The sequence below is a fragment of the Streptomyces sp. NBC_01304 genome, assembly GCF_035975855.1.
Taxonomy (GTDB): domain Bacteria; phylum Actinomycetota; class Actinomycetes; order Streptomycetales; family Streptomycetaceae; genus Streptomyces.
The window spans coordinates 7815101-7838366 of the sequence record NZ_CP109055.1; the positions used below are offsets into that span (position 1 = coordinate 7815101).

Here is a 23266-nt window from a genome sequence, read left to right on the forward strand (position 1 = left end):
AGCCGTGGCCCGAACTGCCGCCAGAATCAGGCGTGTTCGGCGAAGGCGGCCGCGATCTCGTCCCGTCCCGCCCCGCTCGCCAGGAGCAGCCGCAGCAGGATCCGGGCCTTGTACGGGTCGAGCAACCCGCCGTTGATCAGGCCGCGCCGCTGCAGGTCGGTCTCGGAGCCGATCGCCCCATAGGTGTGCCGGAGCACCGAGCCGCCGCCGGTGCGGGAGGTGAGGACGACGGGCATCCGGGTCGCCAAATCACCCAGAACCGGCGCGAGTTCGGAGGGCACGTGGCCGACGCCGAAGCCCGCCACGACCAGGCCCTGGTGGGTGTCGGCAAGGCGCGGGAGCAGTGCCGCGTCGTCGTCGAGGGTGACGGTGTGCAGGGCCACGCGCGGCGCCCTTGACCGGTCGGTGCGCAGGGGCGTGCGCCGCGGCGGGCGGGTGAGGATGCGGACCTCGCCCTCGATGACGTGGCCGAGCGGGCCGGTGTCGGGGGAGGCGAAGGCGCCGGTGCTCGTGGCGTGGGCCTTGCGCACCCAACGGGCCGCGTGCACCTCGTCGTTGAGGACGACGAGCGCGCCCAGCTCACGGGCGGCGGGCGACGCGGCGACGCGGGCGGCGGCCAGCAGATTGGCCGGACCGTCCGGGCCCGCGAGGGTCGGGTTGCGCATGGCGCCGGTGAGCACGAAGGGCTCCGGGTGCGGCCAGACCAGGTCGACGAGATAGGCGGACTCCTCGATCGTGTCGGTGCCCTGCGTGACGACGACGCCGTGCGCACCCGCGGCCACCGCCTTCGCCGCCGCGTCCACCAGGTCGAGCAGTTGGGCGAAGGTGAGGTTCGCGCTGGGCACGGCCTGCGCGTCCTGCACCTCCAGGGGAACGCCGAGGGTGTCGAGCCCGGGGACGGCGGCGACCAGGTCCGCCCCGGTGAGGCGGGCCACAACGGGCCCGCCCGGACCGCCCGTTGACGTACCCGCCATGGCGATGGTCCCGCCGAGGGTGAAGAGTGCGACGCTCACTTGCCCGCCTTCCGCTGCCGCTGGTCCTGGAGTCCCTCATGTGCCGCGGCCACGGTACGTCCCGTCGGGGCGAGCGGAGCATGCGGGGCCGCGTATGCCTCGGAGAGGCTCTGCCGCCGGCGGATCGGCGACAGGGTCACCGGCAGGAACGCCACACAGAGCAGGACCCCGCCGGTCCACAGGGCCGCGTCGAGCGAGACGTACTCGCCGATCAGACCCGCCAGCGCGGCGCCGATGGCCAGGGCGCCCATCAGCAGGAAGCGGAAGGTGGCGTTCATGCGGCCGAGCATGGCCGCGGGCGTGAGCCGCTGGCGCAGGCTCACGCCGAGCACGTTGTTGAGCCCGGTCCGGAACGTGAACAGAAACCACCCCACCCCGGCGAGCCACAGCCCCGCCCCCCGGTCGATCAGCGGCACGAGCAGCCCGCCGGGCGCCACCCAGAGCCCCAGCTGATCGATGGCCCGCCCGAACCCGAGCCGCGCCGCGATGCCCCGCGCGCAGGTGGCCCCGAGAAGGATCCCCAGCCCGCCGGCCCCCCAGAACAGCCCCAACGCGACGGGAGAGAGCCCGAGTTCCTGGGCGAAGAGCACGGGCAACAGGGTGTTGACCAAGCTCATCCCCAGATTCCCCAGCGCCCCACTGAACGCGAGCGCACGCAGCTCACGATGGCCGAGAACATGGCGGAGGCCTTCGGCTATCTGGGCGTGGAGGGGATCGGGGCGGGTCGCGGCTTCGGCGGGCGGCGGGTCATCGGCCGGCGTCGCGGTGGGGGTGACTGCCGCGGCTGTGGCGGGGCTCGCTGTTGCCTCCGTGCTCGTACCTACAGCCGCTGCCGCTTCCGTGCTCGTACTTGCAGCCGTTGTTGCTTCCGTGCTCGTACCTGCAGCCGTTGTTGCTTCCGGGCTTGGACCTGCAGCCGTTGTCGCTTCTGCGACGGGATCCGCAGCTGCCCGAGCCCCCACGTCCCCGCCGCCCCCACCCCGCCGCATCCGAGTCAACTGCAGCCCCGACAGCAGATATCCAACCGCCGCACACGCCACCGCCAACGGTGCCCCGAGCAGTTGCGCGAGGCCGCCGCCCACGCCCCGGCCCGCCACATTGCCCCCGGCCATCATGCCGACCATCGCCGCATTGGCCGGCACCAGGCCGTCCCTGCCGACGATTTGGGGCAGCACGCTCTGCGAGGCCACATCGAAGAAGACGGTCGCGGCACCGTTGAGCAGCGTCACCGCGTACAGCTGCCCGAGCGTGAGAACGTCGAGCCACCACGCCACGGGCACGGACGCGAGCAGCAGCCCCCGCACCACATCGGCCACGATCAGCACCTCGCGCTGCCGCAGCCGGTCGACCCACGCCCCGGCCGGCAGCCCGATCAGCAGAAACGCGACCGTGCTCAGGGTGGCGAGCAGCCCCACCTCACCCGCACCCGCGCCCAGCGCCAGGATCGCGATCAGCGGCATGGCCAGATAGCTGATGTTCGTGGCGAGCATGCTCACCGCCGAAGCGGAGAAAAGGGTACGGAACTCGCGTATCCGCCAAGGTGATTGCGTGGGCATGGCGAGAACGGTGCCCGGCCGCCCCGAAGTCTCACCAATGATTTAGCCTCAACTAAATCCACCGGGGGAGGCGTACGACGATGCTGGAGCTCGAATTCACGGCCGAGGACATGGCCCGTACGCGCTTCGCCATCTCCCCGCTCTGGGAAGTCGTGGCCGGCCTGCGCGTGCTCCTCGGCGCGGACGAACAGGGCCTGCACCGCCGCTGGGCCGAGCCGGTACGCGCCAGGATCGCCGCCGCGAAGCTGGACCTGACACCCCTGGCCGCCCTGGTCCCGCCGCCCAGCCCCTCCGTCCCGGGCTTCATCTGCCCGCCGCCGACCACACCCTGGCCCTCCCTCGAGGTGGAACTCACGGCTCTGCGCCGCACCCCCCGCGAGCTCCTGCGTGCGCTCTCGCCCCACGCCCGGCCCGGCGTCGACGCGATCCTCGCGGACCCGGACCGCAGACTCGGCGAGCTCGCGGACCTGATCGAGGCGTACTGGGAGATCGCGATGGCCCCGTACTGGCCCCGTATCCGCACCCTCCTCGAGAGCGACATCCTCTACCGCGCCCGCCGCTTCGCCGAGGGCGGCACTCGCCTCCTCTTCGACGACCTGGACCCCCAACTGGGCTGGGACGACGGCACCTTGCAGATCGCCCACCGCTATGTCCGAGGCGTGCACACCCTCGCCGGCCGCGGCCTCATCCTGGTCCCCTCGGCCTTCGTCTGGCCCCGCGTCTTCTCCACCACCGACCCCGCCGACCTGCCCGTCCTGCGTTACCCACCGCGCGGCATAGGCACTCTGTGGGAGACCCGCCCGTCTCCGGCCTCCCCGGCCCTGGCAGGCGTCCTCGGCCGCTCCCGGGCCCGCCTCCTGACCGAACTCGCCGCCCCGGCCACGACGACGGACCTGGCCAGAAGAACGGGCCTCACTCCGGGCGGAACCTCCCAACACCTCACCGCACTACGCGCGAGCGGCCTGGTGACGGCCCACCGGGCCGGGCGGGTGGTGCTGTACGCGCGTACGCGGGTGGCGGAGGAACTCCTGAACGGGGCCGGCGCCTAGCCCAAGGCATGCCGCCGGTACTCGGGCTCGGGCGGAGCGAAGGAGAGGTCGTTCTCGTCGAGCCCGTTCTGCACGGTCACCCGCCCCTGCGGAAAGCGAAACCCGACCGCGACCATCTCGTACGCCGCGTCCTGGCCCCGCCACTCAAGAAGCTCGACCTCACACAGCGGCTGCCCCTGCAGCGCGGCCAGCTCCGCGACCGCATCGTCACGCCAACGCAGGGCGAAGTCCAGGAACCGGACCGGCCGACCGGGGTCGACCGAGCCCCAGGTGAGCGACAGATCGTCGAACTTCTGATGCTGGAGCTCCACCTGCTCACCCTCGAAGTCGAGCACCACAGGAGCGTCCGCGAACCACTCGTCGTCCTCGACGTCCCACAGCAGCGCGGCCCGCGTCAGCGTCCGCCCCACGAGCGAGGCCAGCCGAACGCCGTGCGTGGCGGAGACCGCCCGCACACCGCACTGCCAAGCGGGCTCGTAGCCCTCGATCCCGAAGTAGTCGTCGGACATGCCTTCTCCTGAAATCTTGCCCGCCGCGGTCAGCTCTTCGCGCGCCAGACGGTGCCCCGGCGTTCGTACTCCAGGATCATCTCGACGCGCAACGCGGCCTGTGGGCCGTAGAGGCGCTCGGCGAGCCAGAGGGCCAGGTCGAGGCCCGAGGTGATGCCGCCGCAGGTGATCAGGTCCCCGTCGTCCACGACACGCCCGTACGTGAGCTTCCCGCCCTCCTTGGCGAGATCCTCGCGGGCGGCGAAATGCGTCGTGCACGGCCTGCCACGAGTGATCTTCGCCGCCGACATGACCATGACGCCGGTGCATATCCCGCCCATGATCAGCCCGGGCCGCTCGGCCTTGGCCAGTGCGCGCGGCAGTACGCCGCGCTTGATCTCGTCATCGACCCCCGACCCCTTCCCGTAGCCCCCGCCCGGCACGAGCAGGACGTCCGCGTCCTGAGGGGCCCAGGGGTCGCGTACGTCGATGTGCATTCCGGACGACGTCCGTACGGTGCGGGGGCCGTCGGCGGTGACGAAGCTCTGCTTGATCGGGCGCTTGTCGGCGTCCGCGAGGATGCCGAGCACCTCGATGGGGCCCGCGAAGTCCTGCTCCTCGACCGCGTCGAACAGAACTGTGTGCACGCGCAGTTCGCGGGTGCGATCGCGCTTTTGCTCGACGGCGGGGGCGGTGGCAGAAGCGGCGGTGGAGGAGGTGCCGAGGCCGAGCGCGGTCGCGGCCGTGGCCGCGGCGCCCGTACGGAGAACGTGTCGGCGCTGCATGTCGTGTGCTCCTTGGGTAGGTAGGTCGGTAGGTCGGTCGGTGCCGGGGGGGTGGCGGAGTGAACTGGCCGGCATTCAGCGTCAGGAATGCGCTGGTTCCGGGCTGCGGAACGCGGGCCAGATGACTGTCCCCTCGGGCCGGAGGCGGGTGGAAGGGGATGTCCGGATGTGTGGGCCGCTTGTCCTTGAGGACGTACCGGCCGGGCACCGAGACTGAGGAGCGTGAAGACCGAGAGCGATGTGGTCGTGGTCGTGGGCGACGGAGTGGTGCTGCTCGATGTGGCCGGTCCGGTGCAGGTCCTGCACGGGACCGGCTACCGGGTCCGGCTCGCCTCGCCCTCCGGGCGTGCGGTGGTGAGCGACACGGGGATCCCGCTGGGGGTCGAACTGGCGCTGGAGGACGTCTCCGAGACCGTGGACACGGTGATGGTGCCGGGCTATCCGACAATGAAAGGCCACGGGCATCCGCCGGAGCTGGTAGCGCACGTACGCCGCCTCGGCACGGGCGCGCGGCGTACGACGTCGGCCTGCACCGGCGCGTATCTCCTTGCGGAGGCCGGGCTGCTCGACGGCCGGCGGGCCACGACGCACTGGGCCGAGTGTGAAACCCTCGCGAGACGCTTCCCGCGGGTGCGGGTGCAGCCCGACGCCATCTACGTACGTGACGGGCCGGTCATCACCTCCGCTGGGGTGACGGCGGGCATCGACCTGGCACTGGCGCTGGTCGAGGAGGACCACGGCCCCGAGGTGGCGCGTACCGCGGCCAAGCATCTCGTCGTCTTCCTCCAACGCCCCGGCGGCCAGTCGCAGTTCAGCGTGCGCAGCGCGGTGACCCCGCCCCGCAACGCCGGGCTGCGGCGGGTACTGGATGCCGTGGTGGCCGACCCCGGCGGAAACCACACCCTCGCCGCCATGGCCGAGCGGCTCGCCGTCAGCGAACGGCACCTCACCCGGCTCTTCCGCCGCGAAGTCGGCGGCACCCCCGGGCAGTACGTGGAACGCGTCCGCGTGGAGGCGGCGCAGGCGATGCTCGAATCCTGCGACGCCGGTGTGAACACCATTGCCCGCACCTGCGGGTTCGGCACGGACGAGACGATGCGGCGGGTGTTCCTGCGCGTGCTCGGGGCACCGCCCGCGACGTACCGCGCGCGATTCCGCACGACCTCCTCCGCGTAGCGGTCCCGACGGATCTTGCCGGACGAGATCCTCCGCCTGAGGGGATCCGTGCAGCAGTGAGCAGACAGCGCCGGCAGGGCGTCATCACAGAAAAGGAATCCATCCTCCTATGACTGATCAGGCCGTTACTTTCATCAACGTCATCGAAATATCCGCCGACCAAGTCGACGAATTCATCGAGCAATGGCGCGAACGCGTGGCCCTGATGAGTGCGGCGCCTGGGTTTCGCGACGTCCGGCTGCACCGCGCGCTGCTGCCGGACGCGCGATTCCAGCTGGTCAACATCGCACACTGGGACAGCGCCGAAGCCTGCGAGGCCGCCGGCGCCAACCCCACCGTGCTCGCGTCTGTTTCCCAGGCCGAACAAATCGCCGTCGCCAGCCCTGGCCTCTACCAGGTCGTCGCCGAGTGCCTCTGACGGACGGGCACCCTCACTCGAACCCTGATCAGCAAAGGGCCTGACGAACTGTGCACAAGAACGTTGAGGGCCGCCGCCCCGGGGTTCGGGACGGCGGCCCTCAACAGCACAAGCTCGCCGCAAGTCACAGCAGGTTTTCCCGGAACCTCGTCCCAGGTCGCCCGCCCCCCTGCGGTCTAGATGTCGAAATAGAGATGGGAAAGGTCCCTGAACTGCAAGCTTCCTAGGATCGAGGAGGAGTCGGTGCACAATAGGTGCACACGGAGACCTCCTTCCCAGCCCTGAGGTTGGGGCCTCACTCCGCCGCTGGACTTTGGGGTGATGGCGAGCCCTGAGTCTCCGCTGCGCCAGGTGTATGCAACGAGGCGGCGAGGATCCGGCACACCTCGACTCGCTGACCTTCATCGCAACCTTCGAGCAGCCGCTCCAGGCGGCGAAGCACCGCTAAATCTCGTCCGTAGCGCACGACGACACCCAGGACTGCGCACGCTGACACAGCATCACTGTGCGATCGCCGAAATGTGCGGAACGAGCGGAGATCAGCTCGATTGCCTTATCCCGCGGCAATCCGTCGATGAAGCCGTGAGACAAGAGGTTGGCGCAGAGGGCTTTTGCTGTGTCACCGCAGCACCACTCGATCACAAGGTCGCCAGAGTGGTGTGTGTAGCAGTTGGCGAACCCGTGAGGCTCCGCTGTCCTGTTGACCAGCCGCGGACGGCGCAGAATGCGGCTCAACAGCACGCCGCGTACTTGTAAGTCCCGAATCCCTCTTGAGCTCACCCACTTCTCAGCGTTCTGTCCCTCGTCGTGAGTGAGGTTGCCAGGTGCTTGCTTCCACACAAGCGCCTCGCCATCGCGTGCGGAAGGTAGGCGCATAGGGCCCAGATCGGCGCGTACGAGGGTTGACACGTGCGGGGCTGAGAGCGTCGTTGAGTATCAACCGCCTGCTGTCCCCATGGACGCGTAGCCCTGGGACTCCCCGTATGCCTCCGTAGCGATGACGCATGAGGCCCTGTCGGTCGAAGCTCGCCTGAATGCGGGCCCGTACTTCCGGGTTGACCTGATCCTCGGGAGTCACGGCGCCGCCCGCTGGGCAGCGAGTACCAGGATCGGAGGGCGTCTGAGGTGTTCGGCCAGTGCAGGGCGGGCCGCGAGCGCGGCTGCGTCGGGGGCGGGTTCGCTGATGCCGGTCAGTTCCAGGCCGGCATCGAGCAGAGCGTTGATCAACGTGGCCGTGTGTCTGTGGTACTTCACGACCCCCTCGATGATCCAGTTCTGGGTCCGTGGCCCTTCGGCGGCATAGTCGTCGAGTGGCCAGATGGTGCCGTCGCCGGTCGGGATCCACCCGGGCATCAGCCGGTGGGCCGTGCAGACGGGGTGCTCGTGGGAGAAGACCAGCCTTCCGCCGGGGCGCAGCCAGTCGGCGATGCGCCGCACCAGGCCGGGATAGTCGGCGACGTAGTGCAGGGCCATGCTGCTGACGGCCAGGTCGGCGCAGCTGGAGGGCAGGGTGAGTGTCTCCAGGTCCGCTCGAACGTAGCGGACCTTGGGGTGCGGTGCGGCGGCCTCCAGCATCCGCTCGGAAGCGTCGACGGCCACGACGTCCTCGGCTCCCGCGGCGGCCAGGCGGCGGGCGAGTGCCCCCGCGCCGCAGCCCAGGTCGATGACCGATGCGCCCTCGACCGGAGGAAGCAACCGGGCCAGGGCGGGGATCTCGATGGCGTCGTTGATTCCTGTCCCGGTCTGCCGGAGGCGGTGATAGCCCTCGAAGAAGCGCGGGTCGTCGTAGAGGTCCCGGCCGCTGACCGGCATCACAGGTGCTTTGCCAGGTCGGCTACGTCAACCAGGGGCAGGCCCCAGCGCAGTGCGGCAAGCTCCAGGTCCGCAGCCTTGGCCATCGTGCCGTCGGGGTTCATGACTTCGCAGCACACCCCCACGGGAGGCAGCCCGGCCGCGACGCACAGGGCCACGGTCGCCTCGGTGTGACCGGCCCGCTCGGCCAGACCTCCGGGGCGAGCGGCCAGCGGGAAGACGTGCCCTGGCCGCAGGAAGTCTGTCGGGCGGGCATCAGGATGCGCCAACCGGCGTACGGTGGCTGCTCGTTCGGCCGCCGAGACCCCGGTACCGGTACCGGCCGTGAGGTCCACCGGGACGTGCGGCCGGGTGCCGTGCCGGTCGCCTGCACCGGGAACGCGCTCCAGGTCCAGCCGCCGAAGGACCTCGGGCGCGCACGGCACGGTGGGGTGCCCGCAGACCTGGGTGAGCATGAAGGTGAAGGCCTCCGGCCGCAGCCGTGCCCCCGCGAAGACCACGTCGCCCTCGCCCTCCCTGTCGGGGTCCCAGACGACGACGGCTCCGCCGGCCGCGATCTGCGCCACTGCCTGCTGCACGCCTCGGGCGCCGGTCAACCGTCCTGCCCAGGGCAGCGCCGCAACCACCTCGGTCACCGCCTGGCCCGGATCGGATGGCCAGCGGCGCGCGAGACGGGTGACCAGGTCGGGTTCCAGGTTCACCCGGTCCCCGACGGACAGGTCCGCCAGGGTGGTGGCGCGCAGGGTCAGCGGGACGAGCGCGACGGCGAACCGGTCACGGGCCACTTCGGCGACGGTGAGGCTGACTCCGTCCACCGCGATCTGCGCCTTGGCCACGATCAACGGGTGAAAGCGCTCGGGCGGCTTGATCCACATCCGCCGCATGGATCCTTCGTCGTCGATCCGTACGATCTTCCCCACGGCCTCGACATCTCCCTGCACCAGATGCCCGGCGCACGGATCACCGACGCGCAACGGAGTCTCGACGTTGACGCGTGTCCCCGGCTGGATCTGGCCAAGCGTCGACCTGCGGCGGGTGTCGGCCGACATGCCTGCCTCCAGGACGACACCGCTTTCCCTGGCGCCCCGGGCGACGGTGAGCCCCACACCGTTCACGCAGATCACACCAGGCGCGCGCAGGGTGGTTTCGGGGGCTCCGATGGTGAGTTGGTGCTGGTCGACGGCCATGACCGTGCCGATCTCATGGATATGTCCGGTGAACATCTTCCACCCCTCTCAACGACGGCAGGACGACCCTGACCGCACGGAGAAAACAGGGGCCCACGTCAGGCCCGAGAGGTGGCGGGGTATCACCGCGTGGCCCCGGAATCACACCGGATCGTCCTACCGCAACCGGCAGAACCGGCGGGCTGTCACCGCCGCACCTTGGAATCGCACCGATCCGTTTCTAACACGGGTAGGTAGAGCGATCAACTGGCATGCATGGCTTACGAGTTCATGCCGGACGGGCCTGTGCGGGTCTGGGCCGGCCAGATCTTAGGGTCCGTCCGGTCGGCACCAGACCTCGGCCTCTGCAATCGCGGCCGATGAGTACAGGGGATCCTGAGTGATCCGTGGCAGGCCCTCGACACGGCGTCCGTCGACCGAGATTGAACCGGTGCGGCACGGTATCCACACCGTGGACAGCACGTTCGGCTCGCCGCCCAGGTCATACGTGTCGTTGCGGGTCAGTTGGCGGTCCAGGGGATCGGCCACCACGACCTCAATGCCCCCTGCCGCCGCCCGCAGACCGGTTCGCAGGTCCAGGCTCCAGTCGAGGGATGCCGACGTCACCTGAGGCTCACGCCAGGGCAAGCCAGCCGTCACATCTGCGAAATGGCGGTTGAACGACGTCGCCAGCCACCGACCCAGGTCCGGATCCGGGCCGATCACCTGAACCCGCTCGGCGTCGCCGTACACGAGGGCACGGCCAGAGCCCCGTTCCGACCAATCCACCCGCCAGACAGACGCATACGCGACCGGCTGCCCCTCGCGGTAGAGGGTCAGAAACGGATTGGCGCCGATCAATCGAACCTGCATGCGGCGACACTATCGAAGCGCACACCGCCCGGTCCGCACGATGATCCGAACGAGACGCCCTGACCAGCGATCGCCTACGGGTGCAGGTCGTCTTCCCAGAAGCAGACGGAAGGACACGATGCCCACAGCACGGACACGGGTAGGGACTGCTCATCAGTGCAGTGATGATCGCAGGCGCCCGCCTGAACACCGGGTTTCCGAACTCACCGGTCCACGCCGTGCGTGAGCGGACAGGGAAGCACGATCTTGCAGACCCTCGCAATACGTACGTCTCGAGTGGGCCGCCCCATAACGAGTGAGGCCGCCACCCCAAGGGGGAGTGGCGGCCTCACTGCTACTGACGCTACGTCAGAGAATCGGCCGAGCGGTGCACACACGGTGCACAAGAGGGCGGAAAGCAAGCGGCAACAACGAGCACTGCTGAACAGTGTTTTCGCAGGTCAACGCATGCTTCCAGGAATCCGCCCAGATCACCCGGACCTGATCTTTAGATGTCGAAGTACAGCTCGAACTCGTGCGGGTGCGGCCGCAGCTGGATCGGTGCGATCTCGTTCGTGCGCTTGTAGTCGATCCACGTCTCGATCAGGTCGGGCGTGAAGACCCCGCCGGCGAGCAGGTACTCGTGGTCCGCCTCGAGCGCGTCCAGGACGGCCGGGAGCGAGGTCGGGACCTGCTGGACGTTGGCGTGCTCCTCGGGAGCCAGCTCGTAGAGGTCCTTGTCGATCGGCTCGGCCGGCTCGATCTTGTTCTTGACGCCGTCGAGGCCCGCCATCAGGAGCGCCGAGAAGGCGAGGTACGGGTTCGAGGACGGGTCCGGCGCGCGGAACTCGACGCGCTTGGCCTTCGGGTTGGAGCCCGTGATCGGGATGCGCATGGCCGCGGAGCGGTTGCGCTGCGAGTAGACCATGTTGACCGGGGCCTCGAAGCCGGGCACCAGGCGGTGGTACGAGTTCACCGTCGGGTTGGTGAAGGCGAGGAGGGAAGGGGCGTGCTTGAGGATGCCGCCGATGTAGTAGCGGGCGATGTCCGAGAGGCCCGCGTAACCCTGCTCGTCGTAGAAGAGCGGGATGCCGCCCTGCCACAGCGACTGGTGGACGTGCATGCCCGAGCCGTTGTCACCGAAGATCGGCTTCGGCATGAAGGTCGCGGTCTTGTTGTTGCGCCAGGCGACGTTCTTCACGATGTACTTGAAGAGCATCAGGTCGTCGGCCGCGGCGAGCAGCGTGTTGAACTTGTAGTTGATCTCGGCCTGGCCGGCGGTGCCCACCTCGTGGTGCTGGCGCTCGACCTGCAGACCCTGCTTGTCCAGCTCGAGGGAGATCTCGGCGCGCAGGTCGGCGAAGTGGTCGACCGGCGGGGTCGGGAAGTAGCCGCCCTTGTAACGGACCTTGTAGCCGCGGTTGTTCTCTTCCGAACCGGTGTTCCAGGCGCCCGCCTCGGAGTCGATCTCGTAGATCGAGCGGTTGGCGGAGGTCTCGAAGCGCACCGAGTCGAAGACGTAGAACTCGGCCTCGGGGCCGAAGTACGCGGTGTCGGCGATGCCGGTGGAGGCGAGGTACGCCTCGGCCTTCTTGGCCACGTTGCGCGGGTCACGGGAGTACTGCTCGCCCGTGATCGGGTCGTGGATGAAGAAGTTGACGTTCAGCGTCTTGTCGCGCCGGAACGGGTCGAGACGAGCGGTCGACAGGTCCGCACGGAGCGCCATGTCCGACTCGTGGATCGCCTGGAAGCCACGGATCGACGAACCGTCGAAGGCGAGCTCCTCGTCCGGGTCGAACGCCGCCGCCGGCACCGTGAAGTGCTGCATTACTCCCGGCAGGTCGCAGAAGCGGACGTCGACGAACTTGACGTCCTCATCCGCGAGGTACTTCTTGGCGTCATCGGCGTTCTGGAACATCCAGCTCCTCCTACTCCCGGTCCGGGGTGGAGCCGGGGACGTGTCGCTCTCGGTGCGGCCAGTGCGGTGGCACACGCTGGACCCGACCATAGGGACGGGGGATTTCTCAAGCATGACCCATTTGTTTCGCGGAAGTTAACCGCCCCGGGCGTGACAGCCGTCTCAATGCGCCTCTCGTACGTTCCCGGGCACGCCCCGGCCTGTGGGTCCGGGCAAGGGGCGCAGTACCGTGTTCGGGTGGACAACCGACAAGCAATCGGATCGTGGCTCTCCGGCCCCAAGCAGGCCGCCGAGGACATGGGTGCCGACTTCGGCTACCGCGGCAAGCAGCTCGGCCTGCCGCAGGACGGCCCCGGCGCGATCGCCCCGACCGGCCGCCGCTTCGGCGCGCTCGCCGTGGACTGGGCGCTCTGCATGCTCATCGCATACGGACTCCTCGCCCAGGGTGACCGTCAGGCGATGGGCAATTGGGCCCTTCTGCTGCTGCTCGTCCTGAATGTCCTGACGGTCGGAACGATCGGCTCGACCCCGGGCAAGCGCCTCTTCCGCCTCCGCGTCGTCGCCGAGGGCGGCGGCCGCCTCGGCATCGGCCGGGTCCTGGTCCGCAGCGTGCTGCTCTGCCTCGCCATCCCCGCCCTGATCTGGGACCGCGACGGCCGGGGCCTGCACGACCGCCTCGCCCGCGCCGTCCAGGTCCGCATCTAGCTCCAGCAGCTCTGGCGCGGCTCTCTTTTTCGTACGTACGCGAATGGGGCGTCCCGAACCTCTCGGTTCGGGACGCCCCATCGACGTAGAAGGAGAAAGACGCAGAAGGAAGAAAGCGGGAGCCGGGGGCTCAGCCCTTCTGGCCGCCGCGCGGCATCCGCATGCCCTTGGGCATCGGGCCCTTGGGAAGCGGCATGTTGCTCATGAGGTCGCCGAGCGCGCGCAGCCGGTCGTTGGTCGCCGTGACCTGCGGGCCGGTGAGGGTGCGCGGGAGCTTCAGCATGGTGGTGCGGAGCTTCTTGAGGGGGATCTGGCCCTCGTCGTTGCCGACGATGAAGTCGTTGACCGGGACATCGATGACGATGCGGGCCATCTTCTTCTTCTCGGCCGCGAGCAGGGTCTTCACCCGGTTCGGGTTGCCTTCGCCGATCAGCACGATGCCGGCCTTGCCGACCGCGCGGTGCACGACATCCTGGTTGCGGTTCATCGCGACTGCGGGGGTCGTCGTCCAGCCCTTGCCGACGTTGTCCAGAACGGCGGCCGCAGCTCCCGGCTGCCCCTCCATCTGTCCGAACGCCGCTCGCTCGGCCCGGCGCCCGAAGATGATCGCCATCGCAAGGAAGGCGAGCAGGAAGCCGAGAATTCCGAGATAGACCGGGTGACCGATCAGGAAGCCGATCGCGAGGAAGACACCGAAGGTGACGATTCCCACAGCGGCGATGACAAGACCGATTTTGGGGTCGGCCTTGCTGGTCATCTTGTACGTGAGGGCAATCTGCTTGAGTCGCCCTGGGTTCGCAGCGCTTGCTGCGTTGTCCTTCCTCGCCATGACTGGAAGTTTACGTGCCCTTCGAACGGACTACGACGTGCGGGCCGGACCAACCGCCTCGATGACCCGCTGAGCCTCGACCCGGTCCTTCGCGCGGCGCCGGTCCTCGAGCACGGACGACCAGGCGTTGCGGCGTGCGGTGCGCTGGCCGCTGCTCATCAGGAGCGACTCGACAGCGCGCAGTGCGTCGGTGACGGACGGGATGGCGGTGGCGCGTACGGGCGCGGCCTGCATGGTCGTGGTCCCCCTCTGGACGAAGTGACGACGTGGCGTAAAGCCAGCGTCACTGAATGGTGTTACCAGCGCGTGACCGGCCGGTCAAACGCCGATGAAGCCTGATGAACCCTTGGCGCGAGGCCGTAAAAACCTGACGCGGCCCGTACGGGCACCCCGACCTGCGGGGACCGTACGGGCCGCGTCGTCGCAGCTGTTACCGATCAGTAAGTACTTGTGCGTGAATTCACACGGTCCTGGCCCGCGAGAGCTCAGACCGCCTGCGAGGCGACGTACGCGCCACGCTTCTCGATCGCCATCTGGTACAGCCGGCCCGCGCGGTACGAGGAGCGGACCAGCGGGCCCGACATCACGCCGGAGAAGCCGATCTGCTCGGCCTCCTCCTTGAGCTCCACGAACTCGGCCGGCTTCACCCAGCGCTCGACGGGGTGGTGGCGCGGCGTGGGGCGCAGGTACTGGGTGATCGTGATGAGCTCGCAGCCCGCCTCGTGCAGCTGGCGCAGCGCCTCGCTGACCTCTTCGCGCTCCTCGCCCATGCCCAGGATCAGGTTGGACTTGGTGACCAGGCCGGCCTCGCGGGCCTTGGTGATGACCTCGAGGGAGCGCTCGTAGCGGAAACCGGGGCGGATGCGCTTGAAGATGCGCGGCACCGTCTCGACGTTGTGCCCGAGGACCTCGGGGCGGGACGAGAAGACCTCGGCCAGCTGGTCCGGGTCCGCGTTGAAGTCGGGGATGAGGAGCTCGACCTTGGTGTAGCCCTCGGCGCGCTCCGCCGTCATCGCGTGGATCTGGCGCACCGTCTCGGCGTACAGCCAGGCGCCGCCGTCCTCCAGGTCGTCGCGGGCGACGCCGGTGATGGTGGCGTAGTTCAGGTCCATGGTGACCACGGACTCACCGACGCGGCGCGGCTCGTCGCGGTCCAGCGCCTCGGGCTTGCCGGTGTCGATCTGGCAGAAGTCGCAGCGCCGGGTGCACTGGTCGCCACCGATGAGGAAGGTCGCCTCGCGGTCCTCCCAGCATTCGTAGATGTTGGGACAGCCCGCTTCCTGGCACACGGTGTGCAGGCCTTCGCTCTTCACGAGGCTCTGCATCTTCGAGTACTCGGGACCCATCTTCGCCCGGGTCTTGATCCACTCGGGCTTGCGCTCGATGGGGGTCTGGGCGTTCCGGACCTCCAGGCGCAGCATCTTGCGTCCGTCGGGTGCGACAGCGGACACGTCGGGCTCCCTACAGCTTCGATTCGTCGGCGTCCACCAGGGTACGCCCGTTCTTTGCACGGCCTTACGACCAGCCAACCTCTGGCCGAAGGTCCGCATTCCCTCAGACGGAGGACTTCTCGACCTCGCGCGGCTTCAGTTCTGCATTTTCGAGTACGTCCTTGAGATGGCGCTCGATCACCGGCAGGACTTCGGCGATCGTGATGTCCCGGCCCAGCTCGCCCGCGAGCGAGGCGACGCCCGCGTCCCGGATGCCGCACGGGACGATGCGGTCGAAGTAGGTGTTGTCCGGGTTCACGTTCAGCGCGAAGCCGTGCATGGTGACGCCCTTGGCGACGCGGATGCCGATCGCGGCGAGCTTGCGGTCCTCGCGGCGCTGGCCGGCGTTGGAGGGCGCGTACTCCGGGCCGTTGAGCCGGGGGTCGAACTCCTCGTCCTGCAGGCGGGGGTCGAAGTCGAGGGAGAGGCCGCCGATCGACGGCCGCTGCTCGACGGGATCGCCGAGGACCCACACCCCGCTGCGGCCCTCGACCCGGCTCGTCTCCACGCCGAACTCGGCACACGTGCGGATCAGGGCGTCCTCGAGGCGGCGTACATGCGCGACGACATCGACGGGGCGCGGGAGCTTCAGGATCGGGTAGCCCACCAGCTGGCCGGGGCCGTGCCAGGTGATCTTGCCGCCGCGGTCCACGTCCACGACCGGGGTGCCGTCCAGCGGGCGCTCGCTGTCGGCGGTACGCCGCCCCGCCGTGTACACCGGCGGGTGTTCCAGGAGCAGGCAGGTGTCGGGGAGCTCGTCCGCGAAGCGGGCCGCGTGCACCCGGCGCTGCTCGTCCCACGCCTGCTGGTACTCGACCTGGTCCGGGCCGAAGCCCAGATGGACGAACTGCAGGTCACTCACGGCGGTCCTCCCTGAAAACACGTTCACAGTGCATGTTTCACGCCGTACGCAACTGTACGGGGCCCCTCTGACGTCCGCGTCGGCAGCCGCGTGCGTCATCTCTCCGCCCAATCCTCACACGTTCCCTCACACGATCGGATGAATAGGGGGCGAAGGTGGCTTTGGGGGCAGTTGTGGCCGCTACATTCGCGCCGTTCGGCGGCAGGACATGAGGGCTGCTCCCGGGCCCGGAACGGCAGGAGACCGCAGAGCTGATGACGGAACGACCTCCCCAGCGCACGCCCAACCGCCAGCTCGCCGCGCTCATCGCAGAGGCCGGCTTCTCCAATGCGGGGCTGGCCCGCCGGGTGGACCAGCTGGGACTGGAGCACGGTCTCGACCTCCGCTACGACAAGACCTCCGTGACCCGCTGGCTGCGCGGCCAGCAGCCACGGGGCACCACCCCCGCCCTGATCGCCGAGGTCTTCACCCGCCGCCTGGGGCGGCGGCTGTCCGCGCAGGACCTGGGGCTCGACGCGTGCGCCCCGGTCTACGCGGGCCTGGAATTCGCGGCGGGCCCCGAGGAGGCCGTCGACATCGTCAGCGGCCTGTGGCGCAAGGACTCCGGCAGCCATGCCGAACTCCGCAAGATCGCCTTCACCCCGGCCGGGCTCGTCGTGCCGAGCCGGGACTGGCTGATCGGCCGGGCCGACGAGCGGGTGGGCCACGGCGAACCGGCGGCCGGCGCGCGCGTGCCCGTGCAGGGACGGCCCGCGGTGCCACGCCAGCGCACCCAGACCGAGCGCGGCCCCGGCCAGAAGGTCAGCGCGGGCGACATCGCGGCGCTCCGCTCCGTCGGGGAGCTCTTCCGCGCCCTCGACCACGCCTACGGCGGCGGGCACGCCCGCCAGGCGCTCGTCCGCTACCTCGAGCACGAGGCCGAGCCGATGCTCCGCGGCACGTACGGCGAGACGACCGGGCGGCGGCTCTTCGGTGCCGCCGCCGATCTGACGCGGCTGGCCGGCTGGACGTCGTACGACATCGCGGCGCACGGCCTCGCCCAGCGCTACTTCGTGCAGGCCCTGCGGCTGTCCCAGGCGGCGGGGGACCGGGCCTACGGTTCGTACGTCCTGGTCACGATGAGCCGCCAGGCCGTCTATCTGGGCCACGGCCGCGAGGCGGTCCAGCTGGCGCGGGTCGCCCAGCAGGGCGTCGGCTCGGCGGCGCCGCCGCTGGTGCAGTCGCTCCTGCACTCCGTCGAGGCGCGTGGGCACGGGGTGCTCGGCGAGGTCCGGGCGTGCACCGCCTCGCTGGTGCGGGCCGAGCGGGCGCTGGAGACCGCGCGGCCCGGGGACGATGTGCCGTACTGGGCGCGGTTCTTCGACGAGGCGCAGCTGGCGGACGAGTTCGGGCACTGCCACCGGGATCTGCAGCAGTACCGGGCCGCGGCACAGCACGCGGAGCGCTCGCTGCAGTTGCGGGCGCCGGCCTTCGCCCGGTCCCGGCTGTTCTGCCGGGTCGTGCTTGCCTCTGCCCGGCTCGGCCTTGGCGAGCTGGACCAGGCCTGCGCCCTGGGGGCGGAGGCTGCGCAGCAGGCTTCTGAGATGCGGTCTGCGCGGGCGCTGGAGTATGTGCGGGACTTCGAGCGGCGGCTCGAGCCGTATCGGGATGCGGGGCCTGTGCGGGGGTATCGGGATCGGGTGGCTGCGCTGGGGTGAGGCGGGTTCTTTTCCCCACCCCGCCCCTTCCCGAAAGTCCTGTGGACGGCTTCAAAGACTGTCCTCAAGCGCCGGACGGGCTGATTTATCAGCCCGTCCGGCGCTTGAGGACTTTCGGGAAGGGGCGGGGTGGGGGAAATCTAAGCCGCCACCGGCACCAGCAGATCCGCGCCGCCCGCCACCTCAACCCCGAAATCCCGCAGCACCGCCCGCCCGGCCCGCCGCCCCGAGTGCAGAGCACCCTGCACCGTGCTCGTATCCCGGTGATCGCCACACACGTACAACCCGGCGAGGAGCCGCACAGCCCGCCGAAGGTCATGCGGCGCAGGCATGGCGGGGACGGCCTCCGGGTCGTGGTGGACCGCGAGCAACTCCCAGTCGGCGGTGGACGTTCCGTACAGGCGCGCGAGGTGCGAACGGATCGCGGGTTCCGAGGGCGGCGGCCCCAGGATCACCGAAGAGATCAGGGGGCGGCCGGAAGGGGCGCGCGAGGGATCGACCTCGCTGATCACGGCCGTGTGCGAGACGGGCCCGACCCGGTCCGCGTCAAGCACCAGCGCGGGCGAGGCGAGCGGCGAGGAGGGCGCGGTGTGGTGGACCACCGTCACCGGGTGGAACGACGGCATCCGCAGCCCGGGCAGCAGCTCGGCGGCCTGCCGCGCCCCCGTCGCCAACAGCACGGCGCGGCACCGCAGTTCACCATGGTCGGCGGTCCGCACCGCGGAGGTGGAGACCTCCACGGCCTTGACTCCGGTACGCACCGTCCCGGGCGGCAACGCCGAGGCGAGCAGGGTGGGCAGCGAGGCGGCGCCGCCCTCCGGTAAGCACAGCCGGCCCCGGGCGAAGCCGCGCAGCACCAGGTCCGCGACGCGGCTGGAGGTGGCCGTCAGATCCGGGTCGCAGAGCAGCGCCGACAGGAGAGGGCGCAGGAATCCGTCGACGGTCCGCGGCGGCAGCCCGCGCGTCGACAGGGCCTGGGCTGCGGGGAGTTCGGGGCGGGCGAGGACGCGCCGCGCCGGGGTCGCCGCGAGCCGGGCCAGGGCCGCGCCGAGGCGGGCCTGGTCGAGGGCGGCGCCCATCGCGGGGCGGCCCGACCCCGAGGGGGCGCTCGCGAGGGCGCGTGCCGCAGTGAGTGCGCCCCTCGCGCTCCGGGCCGGGCCCCGGGCGGAACCCCAGCCACCGCCCGGCTCCCAGATCCGGCGGACGCGGCCCTCGCTGTGCACGAGGATGCCCGGCGACAGCGGGTGCAGCACGAGTGCGCCGAGGCCCGGGGTGCGACGGAGTTCGGGGTACGAGGTGGAGAGCAGTTGCCCGATCCGGTCGAGCCGGAAGCCGTCCAGCTCCTCGGTGGACATGCGGCCCCCGACGTAAGGGGCGGCCTCCAGGACGACGGTTGTTACCCCTGCGCTGGTCAGCTGGTGCGCCGCGGAGAGCCCGGCGATGCCCGCTCCCACGATGACGACTTCCGCTTCCGCATGATCCGCGGACTCAAGCACGTGCCCCTCCCCGAGGTTGCGCGGCCGGTGGAGTGCTGATGCCCCCAACGGGCGCTGGGAATACCCGAGTTCGGGTCGAGCGTATGAACGTATGGTCGAGTGGGGGGAGTCGCGTGCCGACGGACACGGGGGCACGGTGGTCGCACGATTGCGGCACGCAGTGCCAGGGCTTGCGCGGCGGCACGGATTTTTGGCGTGCGGCGCCGGGGTCGGGCTTCGGGTCGTCTTGGCCCAGGCCCCGATTCAGCCGTGTGCGGCACCTTCGGGCTGTGCCCACCCTCCCCCAAGCTCTCGGCTTCGCTCGAGCAGGGGGGACCCCCCTCGCCCTGCGGCACGCCTGCCCACAGCGGCCAAAAGGGGAGGAGCTCAGCCCAGCGCCGCCCCGATCGCCTCATCGATCCCCGGAAACGCAAACCCGAACCCCGACTCCAACAGCCGCGCAGGCAGCACCCGTTGGCTCACCAGCACATCCCCCGCCATCTCGCCGAGGGCGACCCGCAGCGCCGGCGCGGGGGCCGGGAACAGGGTCGGGCGGTGCAGGGCCCGGCCCATCGCCGCCGTCACCTCGCGGTTGGTCACCGGGTGCGGGGCCGTGAGGTTCACCGGACCCGACAGGTCCGCCGAGTCGAGCAGATGACGCAGCGCGGCCACCTCGTCGTGCAGCGCGATGAAGCTCCAGTACTGCCGGCCACTGCCGAGCCGGCCGCCGAGCCCCGCCTTGAACAGCGGGAACAGCCGCGCCCACGCGCCGCCCTCGCGCGCCACCACCAGGCCCGAGCGCGCGAAGACCGTACGCACCCCGGACTCGACCGCCGCGCCCGCCGCCTCCTCCCACTCCACGCACATGGAGGGCAGGAAGCCGTCCCCGGCCGGTGCCGACTCGTCCACCGCGCGGTCCCCGGTGTCGCCGTAGTAGCCGATCGCGCTGCCGTTGAGGAACACCCGGGGCGGCTCGTCCAGGGCGGCCACCGCCTCCGCGAGGGCCGCCGTGCCCAGGATCCTGCTGTCGCGCAGTTCCTTCTTGTACGCGTCCGTCCAGCGGTGGTCGCCGATCCCGGCAGCGGCCAGATTGACCACCGCGTCACAGCCGGCGAGGGCCGCGGTGTGGACGTACTGGCGCCGCGGGTCCCACTCGATCTCGTCCTTGCCCTGCGCTGGGCGCCGTACGAGACGCACCACCTCGTGTCCGTCCGCGACCAGGGAACGCGCCAGCGCCGAGCCGATCAGGCCCGACGCTCCCGCTACGGCGATTCGTGAGCGCTTCATGGGCCCATCCTGCCCGCAGTCCGCCCGCGAAACCGCCGTACGCACCGCCCGGAGTGCGGCCGGGCGGTCCCCGGCGCAGGCTGAGGGATATGCCGCAGAGGGTGACCCGACGGGACGGCGGACGCCGGAACGGCTGGGAAGGGGCATGGCTGCCCGGTGCCCCGCCGGCCGCCTGGCTGCGCGTGCTGCCGTTCGTCCTCCTGGTCACGCTCTCCGTGTTGCAGCTGGCCACCCCGAAGGACATCGAGGTCAGCTTCCTGCTCGCGGCGATGCCGCCGCTGGCCGCGCTCTCGTACCGGCCCGCGCTCACCGCGGTCTTCGGTGCGGCGGTGATCATCCTGCTCTCCGTGCCCGGCATGAGCTGGAACCACCCGGGCAACGGCGACCTCCTGACGATCTCCTTCGTCGTGGCCCTCAGCGTGGTCATCTCCTGGGTACGCACCCGCCGCGACGCCCAGCTCGTCACGGTCCGCACCGTCGCCGAGGCGGCGCAGCTCGCGGTCCTTCCGCCGCTGCCGGAGCGGGTCGGGCAGGTGCGCTGTGCGGGGCTCTACCAGGCGGCCGAGCGGGACGCGCTGGTCGGCGGCGATCTGTACGACGTGCAGCAAGGGCCTTATGGCGTACGCGCGTTGGTGGGCGATGTGCAGGGGCACGGCCTGGAAGCCGTGGGCACGGTGGCCGCGCTGCTCGGGGCGTTCCGGGAGGGGGCGCTGGACGATCCGGACCTGGAAGCGGTGGCGGCCCGCCTGGACCGCCGCCTGGTCATCGACTCCTCGCCGGTCGAGCACGCCGAGATGTTCGCGACGGCCCTGCTGTTCGAGTTCCCGCCGGGCGCCCGGGTCGTACGGGTCGTCTCCTGCGGCCATCCGCCGCCGCTGCTCTTCCACGCGGGCTCCGTGGTGGAGCCGGCGGTGCAGCCGGGGCAGCCGCTGGGGCTCGGCCTGGCGGGCGGCGCGGCGCCCGAGGTGCTGACCGTCGCCCTGGACCCGGCGGACCTGCTGCTCGCGTACACCGACGGTGTGATCGAGGCGCGGGACGAGGCGGGCGCGTACTACCCGCTGGGCGAGCGGACCGTGGGGATGCCGACGGGGGAGCCGGCCGCCCTCATCGAGGCGGTCTGGTCCGACCTGGAGCGGTTCTCGCCGGAGCTCAAGGACGATGTGGCACTCCTCGTCCTGGCCCTGGAGGGCCCCTCTCAGGACTGAGCGAGGGCGGCTGCGTACGGGCGAGGGCGAGGGCGATGGCGTACCGGCGGGGACGGCTGCGTACCGTCTGTGCCGGAGTGATCATCTAGCCCGCCCCGCAAGGGCCGCCGGGCACCTGGAGGGGACCATGAACCGCTTCGAAGGACGCCGCGCCCTGGTCACCGGAGCCGGCTCCGGCATCGGGCAGGCCACCGTCCACCGCATCCTCGCCGAGGGCGGCCGGGTCGTCGCGGCCGACGTCAGCGAGCCGGGCCTCGCGGCCACCGCACGGACGGCGAAGGAGGCCGGCCACGGGGAGCGGCTGACCACCCTCACGCTCGACATATCCGGTGAGGCGGCCGTTCAGGCCGGCGTCGCCTCCGCACGCGAGACCCTCGGCGGCCTGGACGTCCTGGTCAACGCGGCCGGCATCCTGCGCTCCGCGCACACCCACGAGACCTCGCTCGACCTGTTCAACCAGGTCATCGGCGTCAACCTCACCGGCACCTTCCTGATGATCCGCGAGGCACTGCCCGCGCTCCTCGAAGGCGAGTCGCCGGTGATCGTCAACTTCAGCTCCACGTCGGCGAGTTTCGCGCACCCGTACATGGCCGCGTACGCCGCCAGCAAGGGCGGCATCCAGTCCATGACCCACACCATCGCCGCCGAGTACAGCAAGCAGGGCCTGCGGGCCGTGTGCGTGGCGCCCGGCTCGATCTCGTCCGACATGACGGACGGCTCGGGCCCGGGCCTGCCCGAGGACACCGACTGGAGCCTGTTCGCCAAGCTGGCCCCGGCGCTCGGCCAGGGCTTCGCGGCGCCGGAGACGGTGGCGGGGGTGGTGGCGATGCTGGCGTCCGAGGACGGGAAGTTCATCACCGGTACGGAGATCCGCATCGACGGCGGCACGCACTACTGACCTTCGGCGGCCTGCAGACGTCCGGCGCTCCGCTCAGCCGTCGTCCCCGAACCGGTCCCACAGCCTCGGGTAGTACATCGCCAGCTTCGCGTCGTCCTCGAAGTCGATCGGGGTCCCCTCCGGCTCGGCGGGCGCGGCCGGGATGCCCAGGTCGGGGGCGACGACCCCGGTGAGCTGCTCGTACGCCTCGTCGGCGGCAAAGCCGAGCTCCTCGCCGTCCCCGTCGATCTCGTCGTCGAAGGAGTCGAGGAGCTCGGCGAGGGAGTCCGGCTCGTGCAGGGCCCCCTCGAAGACCTCCCGGCCCTGGCCGATCAGCCAGCACCGGAAGTAGTCGAAGGCGTCGTCGCTGGCCCCGTCGAGCAGGACGTACGCGGCGCCCCACAGGTCCCAGCGGTAGGAGCGGTTGTACCGGGCCTCGAAGTGCCTGGCGAAGTCCAGGACGGAGTCCGGATCGGACTGGAGCAGTCGTTCCACGAGCAGGTCGGCGTGGTCCTCGGGGTCGCCCTCGGCGGCCGCGCGGGTGCTGTCGATGATCTCCCAGAACTCCGTCTCGTCCATCACGGGTCAAGCATCGGTCCTGGCGGG

Annotated in this window: 22 protein-coding genes; 7 read left to right on the forward strand and 15 right to left on the reverse strand. The window is 70.4% G+C overall.

The annotated features are described in order from the left end of the window. Window positions 1–26 precede the first annotated feature (26 nt). Together OG430_RS34750 and OG430_RS34755 are read right to left on the reverse strand one after the other, a co-directional pair. Window positions 27–1013, reverse strand: coding sequence for an asparaginase (locus OG430_RS34750; RefSeq protein WP_327356609.1), 987 nt, complete (start codon window positions 1011–1013; stop codon window positions 27–29). Next, window positions 1010–2569, reverse strand: a complete 1560-nt coding sequence (locus tag OG430_RS34755) for an MFS transporter (protein WP_327356610.1) — start codon at window positions 2567–2569, stop codon at window positions 1010–1012. Before OG430_RS34755 ends, OG430_RS34750 begins: the two co-directional genes overlap by 4 nt. An 80-nt stretch (window positions 2570–2649) precedes the next feature. Between OG430_RS34755 and OG430_RS34760 the strand changes: the two genes are divergently transcribed. Continuing rightward, window positions 2650–3618: an ArsR/SmtB family transcription factor gene (locus OG430_RS34760; RefSeq protein ID WP_327356611.1), complete on the forward strand. Its 969-nt coding sequence runs from the start codon at window positions 2650–2652 to the stop codon at window positions 3616–3618. On the opposite strand, the gene OG430_RS34765 is transcribed toward OG430_RS34760, so the two are convergent. Together OG430_RS34765 and OG430_RS34770 are read right to left on the reverse strand one after the other, a co-directional pair. Next, window positions 3615–4127: a hypothetical protein gene (locus tag OG430_RS34765; RefSeq protein ID WP_327356612.1), complete on the reverse strand. Its 513-nt coding sequence runs from the start codon at window positions 4125–4127 to the stop codon at window positions 3615–3617. The genes OG430_RS34760 and OG430_RS34765 overlap by 4 nt on opposite strands. 29 nt (window positions 4128–4156) lie before the next feature. Next, window positions 4157–4891, reverse strand: a complete 735-nt coding sequence (locus tag OG430_RS34770; RefSeq protein ID WP_327356613.1) for a DJ-1/PfpI family protein — start codon at window positions 4889–4891, stop codon at window positions 4157–4159. Window positions 4892–5113: 222 nt separating this feature from the next. On the opposite strand from OG430_RS34770, the gene OG430_RS34775 reads away from it, so the two are divergent. Further along, entirely contained in the window at window positions 5114–6067 is a 954-nt protein-coding gene (locus tag OG430_RS34775) for a GlxA family transcriptional regulator (RefSeq protein ID WP_327356614.1), read from the forward strand. Window positions 6068–6176: 109 nt separating this feature from the next. Then, a complete protein-coding gene (locus OG430_RS34780; RefSeq protein WP_327356615.1) occupies window positions 6177–6485 on the forward strand; it encodes an antibiotic biosynthesis monooxygenase family protein in 309 nt (102 codons plus the stop codon). Window positions 6486–7559: 1074 nt separating this feature from the next. Here OG430_RS34780 and OG430_RS34785 read toward each other — a convergent pair. From OG430_RS34785 to glnA, 4 genes are all read right to left on the reverse strand, one after another. Then, entirely contained in the window at window positions 7560–8297 is a 738-nt protein-coding gene (locus tag OG430_RS34785; protein ID WP_327356616.1) for a class I SAM-dependent methyltransferase, read from the reverse strand. After that, on the reverse strand, window positions 8297–9520 hold the full coding sequence (locus tag OG430_RS34790) for a 3,4-dihydroxy-2-butanone-4-phosphate synthase (RefSeq protein ID WP_327356617.1): 1224 nt from the start codon (window positions 9518–9520) through the stop codon (window positions 8297–8299). Before OG430_RS34790 ends, OG430_RS34785 begins: the two co-directional genes overlap by 1 nt. A gap of 273 nt (window positions 9521–9793) precedes the next feature. Beyond that, complete coding sequence (locus OG430_RS34795) at window positions 9794–10336, reverse strand: hypothetical protein (protein WP_327356618.1); 543 nt, start codon at window positions 10334–10336, stop codon at window positions 9794–9796. Between the two features lie 487 nt (window positions 10337–10823). Next, window positions 10824–12233, reverse strand: coding sequence for a type I glutamate--ammonia ligase (gene glnA, locus OG430_RS34800; protein ID WP_327356619.1), 1410 nt, complete (start codon window positions 12231–12233; stop codon window positions 10824–10826). A 237-nt stretch (window positions 12234–12470) separates the two neighbouring features. Here glnA and OG430_RS34805 point away from each other — a divergent pair, with 237 nt between their 5' ends. Further along, window positions 12471–12938, forward strand: a complete 468-nt coding sequence (locus tag OG430_RS34805) for an RDD family protein (protein WP_327356620.1) — start codon at window positions 12471–12473, stop codon at window positions 12936–12938. A gap of 130 nt (window positions 12939–13068) precedes the next feature. On the opposite strand, the gene OG430_RS34810 is transcribed toward OG430_RS34805, so the two are convergent. From OG430_RS34810 to lipB, 4 genes are all read right to left on the reverse strand, one after another. After that, window positions 13069–13767 carry a DUF4191 domain-containing protein gene (locus OG430_RS34810; protein ID WP_327356621.1) on the reverse strand — a complete coding sequence of 233 codons (699 nt, stop codon included), beginning with the start codon at window positions 13765–13767 and terminating at the stop codon, window positions 13069–13071. Between the two features lie 30 nt (window positions 13768–13797). Beyond that, on the reverse strand, window positions 13798–14001 hold the full coding sequence (locus tag OG430_RS34815; protein ID WP_327356622.1) for an SCO2195 family GlnR-regulated protein: 204 nt from the start codon (window positions 13999–14001) through the stop codon (window positions 13798–13800). Between the two features lie 251 nt (window positions 14002–14252). After that, window positions 14253–15218, reverse strand: a complete 966-nt coding sequence (locus OG430_RS34820) for a lipoyl synthase (RefSeq protein WP_327356623.1) — start codon at window positions 15216–15218, stop codon at window positions 14253–14255. 103 nt (window positions 15219–15321) lie between these two features. Next, complete coding sequence (gene lipB / locus OG430_RS34825) at window positions 15322–16119, reverse strand: lipoyl(octanoyl) transferase LipB (protein ID WP_327356624.1); 798 nt, start codon at window positions 16117–16119, stop codon at window positions 15322–15324. A 254-nt stretch (window positions 16120–16373) separates the two neighbouring features. Here lipB and OG430_RS34830 point away from each other — a divergent pair, with 254 nt between their 5' ends. Beyond that, entirely contained in the window at window positions 16374–17816 is a 1443-nt protein-coding gene (locus tag OG430_RS34830; RefSeq protein ID WP_327356625.1) for a regulator, read from the forward strand. 140 nt (window positions 17817–17956) lie between these two features. On the opposite strand, the gene OG430_RS34835 is transcribed toward OG430_RS34830, so the two are convergent. Next, the gene (locus OG430_RS34835) at window positions 17957–19312 is read right to left on the reverse strand and encodes an NAD(P)/FAD-dependent oxidoreductase (protein WP_327356626.1); all 1356 of its coding nucleotides are present in this window, start codon (window positions 19310–19312) and stop codon (window positions 17957–17959) included. Between the two features lie 366 nt (window positions 19313–19678). Next, on the reverse strand, window positions 19679–20578 hold the full coding sequence (locus OG430_RS34840) for a TIGR01777 family oxidoreductase (RefSeq protein WP_327356627.1): 900 nt from the start codon (window positions 20576–20578) through the stop codon (window positions 19679–19681). 89 nt (window positions 20579–20667) lie between these two features. Here OG430_RS34840 and OG430_RS34845 point away from each other — a divergent pair, with 89 nt between their 5' ends. Both OG430_RS34845 and OG430_RS34850 read left to right on the forward strand, forming a co-directional pair. Continuing rightward, window positions 20668–21783, forward strand: a complete 1116-nt coding sequence (locus OG430_RS34845) for a PP2C family protein-serine/threonine phosphatase (RefSeq protein WP_327356628.1) — start codon at window positions 20668–20670, stop codon at window positions 21781–21783. A gap of 127 nt (window positions 21784–21910) precedes the next feature. After that, window positions 21911–22681: an SDR family NAD(P)-dependent oxidoreductase gene (locus OG430_RS34850; protein ID WP_327356629.1), complete on the forward strand. Its 771-nt coding sequence runs from the start codon at window positions 21911–21913 to the stop codon at window positions 22679–22681. Window positions 22682–22714: 33 nt separating this feature from the next. Here the strand turns inward: OG430_RS34850 and OG430_RS34855 are convergent, their stop codons facing one another. Next, window positions 22715–23239, reverse strand: coding sequence for a DUF4240 domain-containing protein (locus tag OG430_RS34855; protein WP_327359353.1), 525 nt, complete (start codon window positions 23237–23239; stop codon window positions 22715–22717). Window positions 23240–23266 lie beyond the last annotated feature (27 nt).

Coding starts and splice junctions, on each gene's coding strand:
- OG430_RS34760 (WP_327356611.1), top strand. CDS start 2,650: ATGCTGGAGCTCGAATTCACGGCCGAGGACATGGCCCGTACGCGCTTC.
- OG430_RS34840 (WP_327356627.1), bottom strand. CDS start 20,578: ATGAAGCGCTCACGAATCGCCGTAGCGGGAGCGTCGGGCCTGATCGGC.
- OG430_RS34780 (WP_327356615.1), top strand. CDS start 6,177: ATGACTGATCAGGCCGTTACTTTCATCAACGTCATCGAAATATCCGCC.
- OG430_RS34830 (WP_327356625.1), top strand. CDS start 16,374: ATGACGGAACGACCTCCCCAGCGCACGCCCAACCGCCAGCTCGCCGCG.
- OG430_RS34790 (WP_327356617.1), bottom strand. CDS start 9,520: ATGTTCACCGGACATATCCATGAGATCGGCACGGTCATGGCCGTCGAC.
- OG430_RS34850 (WP_327356629.1), top strand. CDS start 21,911: ATGAACCGCTTCGAAGGACGCCGCGCCCTGGTCACCGGAGCCGGCTCC.
- OG430_RS34795 (WP_327356618.1), bottom strand. CDS start 10,336: ATGCAGGTTCGATTGATCGGCGCCAATCCGTTTCTGACCCTCTACCGC.
- OG430_RS34785 (WP_327356616.1), bottom strand. CDS start 8,297: ATGCCGGTCAGCGGCCGGGACCTCTACGACGACCCGCGCTTCTTCGAG.
- OG430_RS34810 (WP_327356621.1), bottom strand. CDS start 13,767: ATGGCGAGGAAGGACAACGCAGCAAGCGCTGCGAACCCAGGGCGACTC.
- OG430_RS34770 (WP_327356613.1), bottom strand. CDS start 4,891: ATGCAGCGCCGACACGTTCTCCGTACGGGCGCCGCGGCCACGGCCGCG.
- OG430_RS34755 (WP_327356610.1), bottom strand. CDS start 2,569: ATGCCCACGCAATCACCTTGGCGGATACGCGAGTTCCGTACCCTTTTC.
- OG430_RS34815 (WP_327356622.1), bottom strand. CDS start 14,001: ATGCAGGCCGCGCCCGTACGCGCCACCGCCATCCCGTCCGTCACCGAC.
- glnA (WP_327356619.1), bottom strand. CDS start 12,233: ATGTTCCAGAACGCCGATGACGCCAAGAAGTACCTCGCGGATGAGGAC.
- OG430_RS34765 (WP_327356612.1), bottom strand. CDS start 4,127: ATGTCCGACGACTACTTCGGGATCGAGGGCTACGAGCCCGCTTGGCAG.
- OG430_RS34845 (WP_327356628.1), top strand. CDS start 20,668: ATGCCGCAGAGGGTGACCCGACGGGACGGCGGACGCCGGAACGGCTGG.
- OG430_RS34855 (WP_327359353.1), bottom strand. CDS start 23,239: ATGGACGAGACGGAGTTCTGGGAGATCATCGACAGCACCCGCGCGGCC.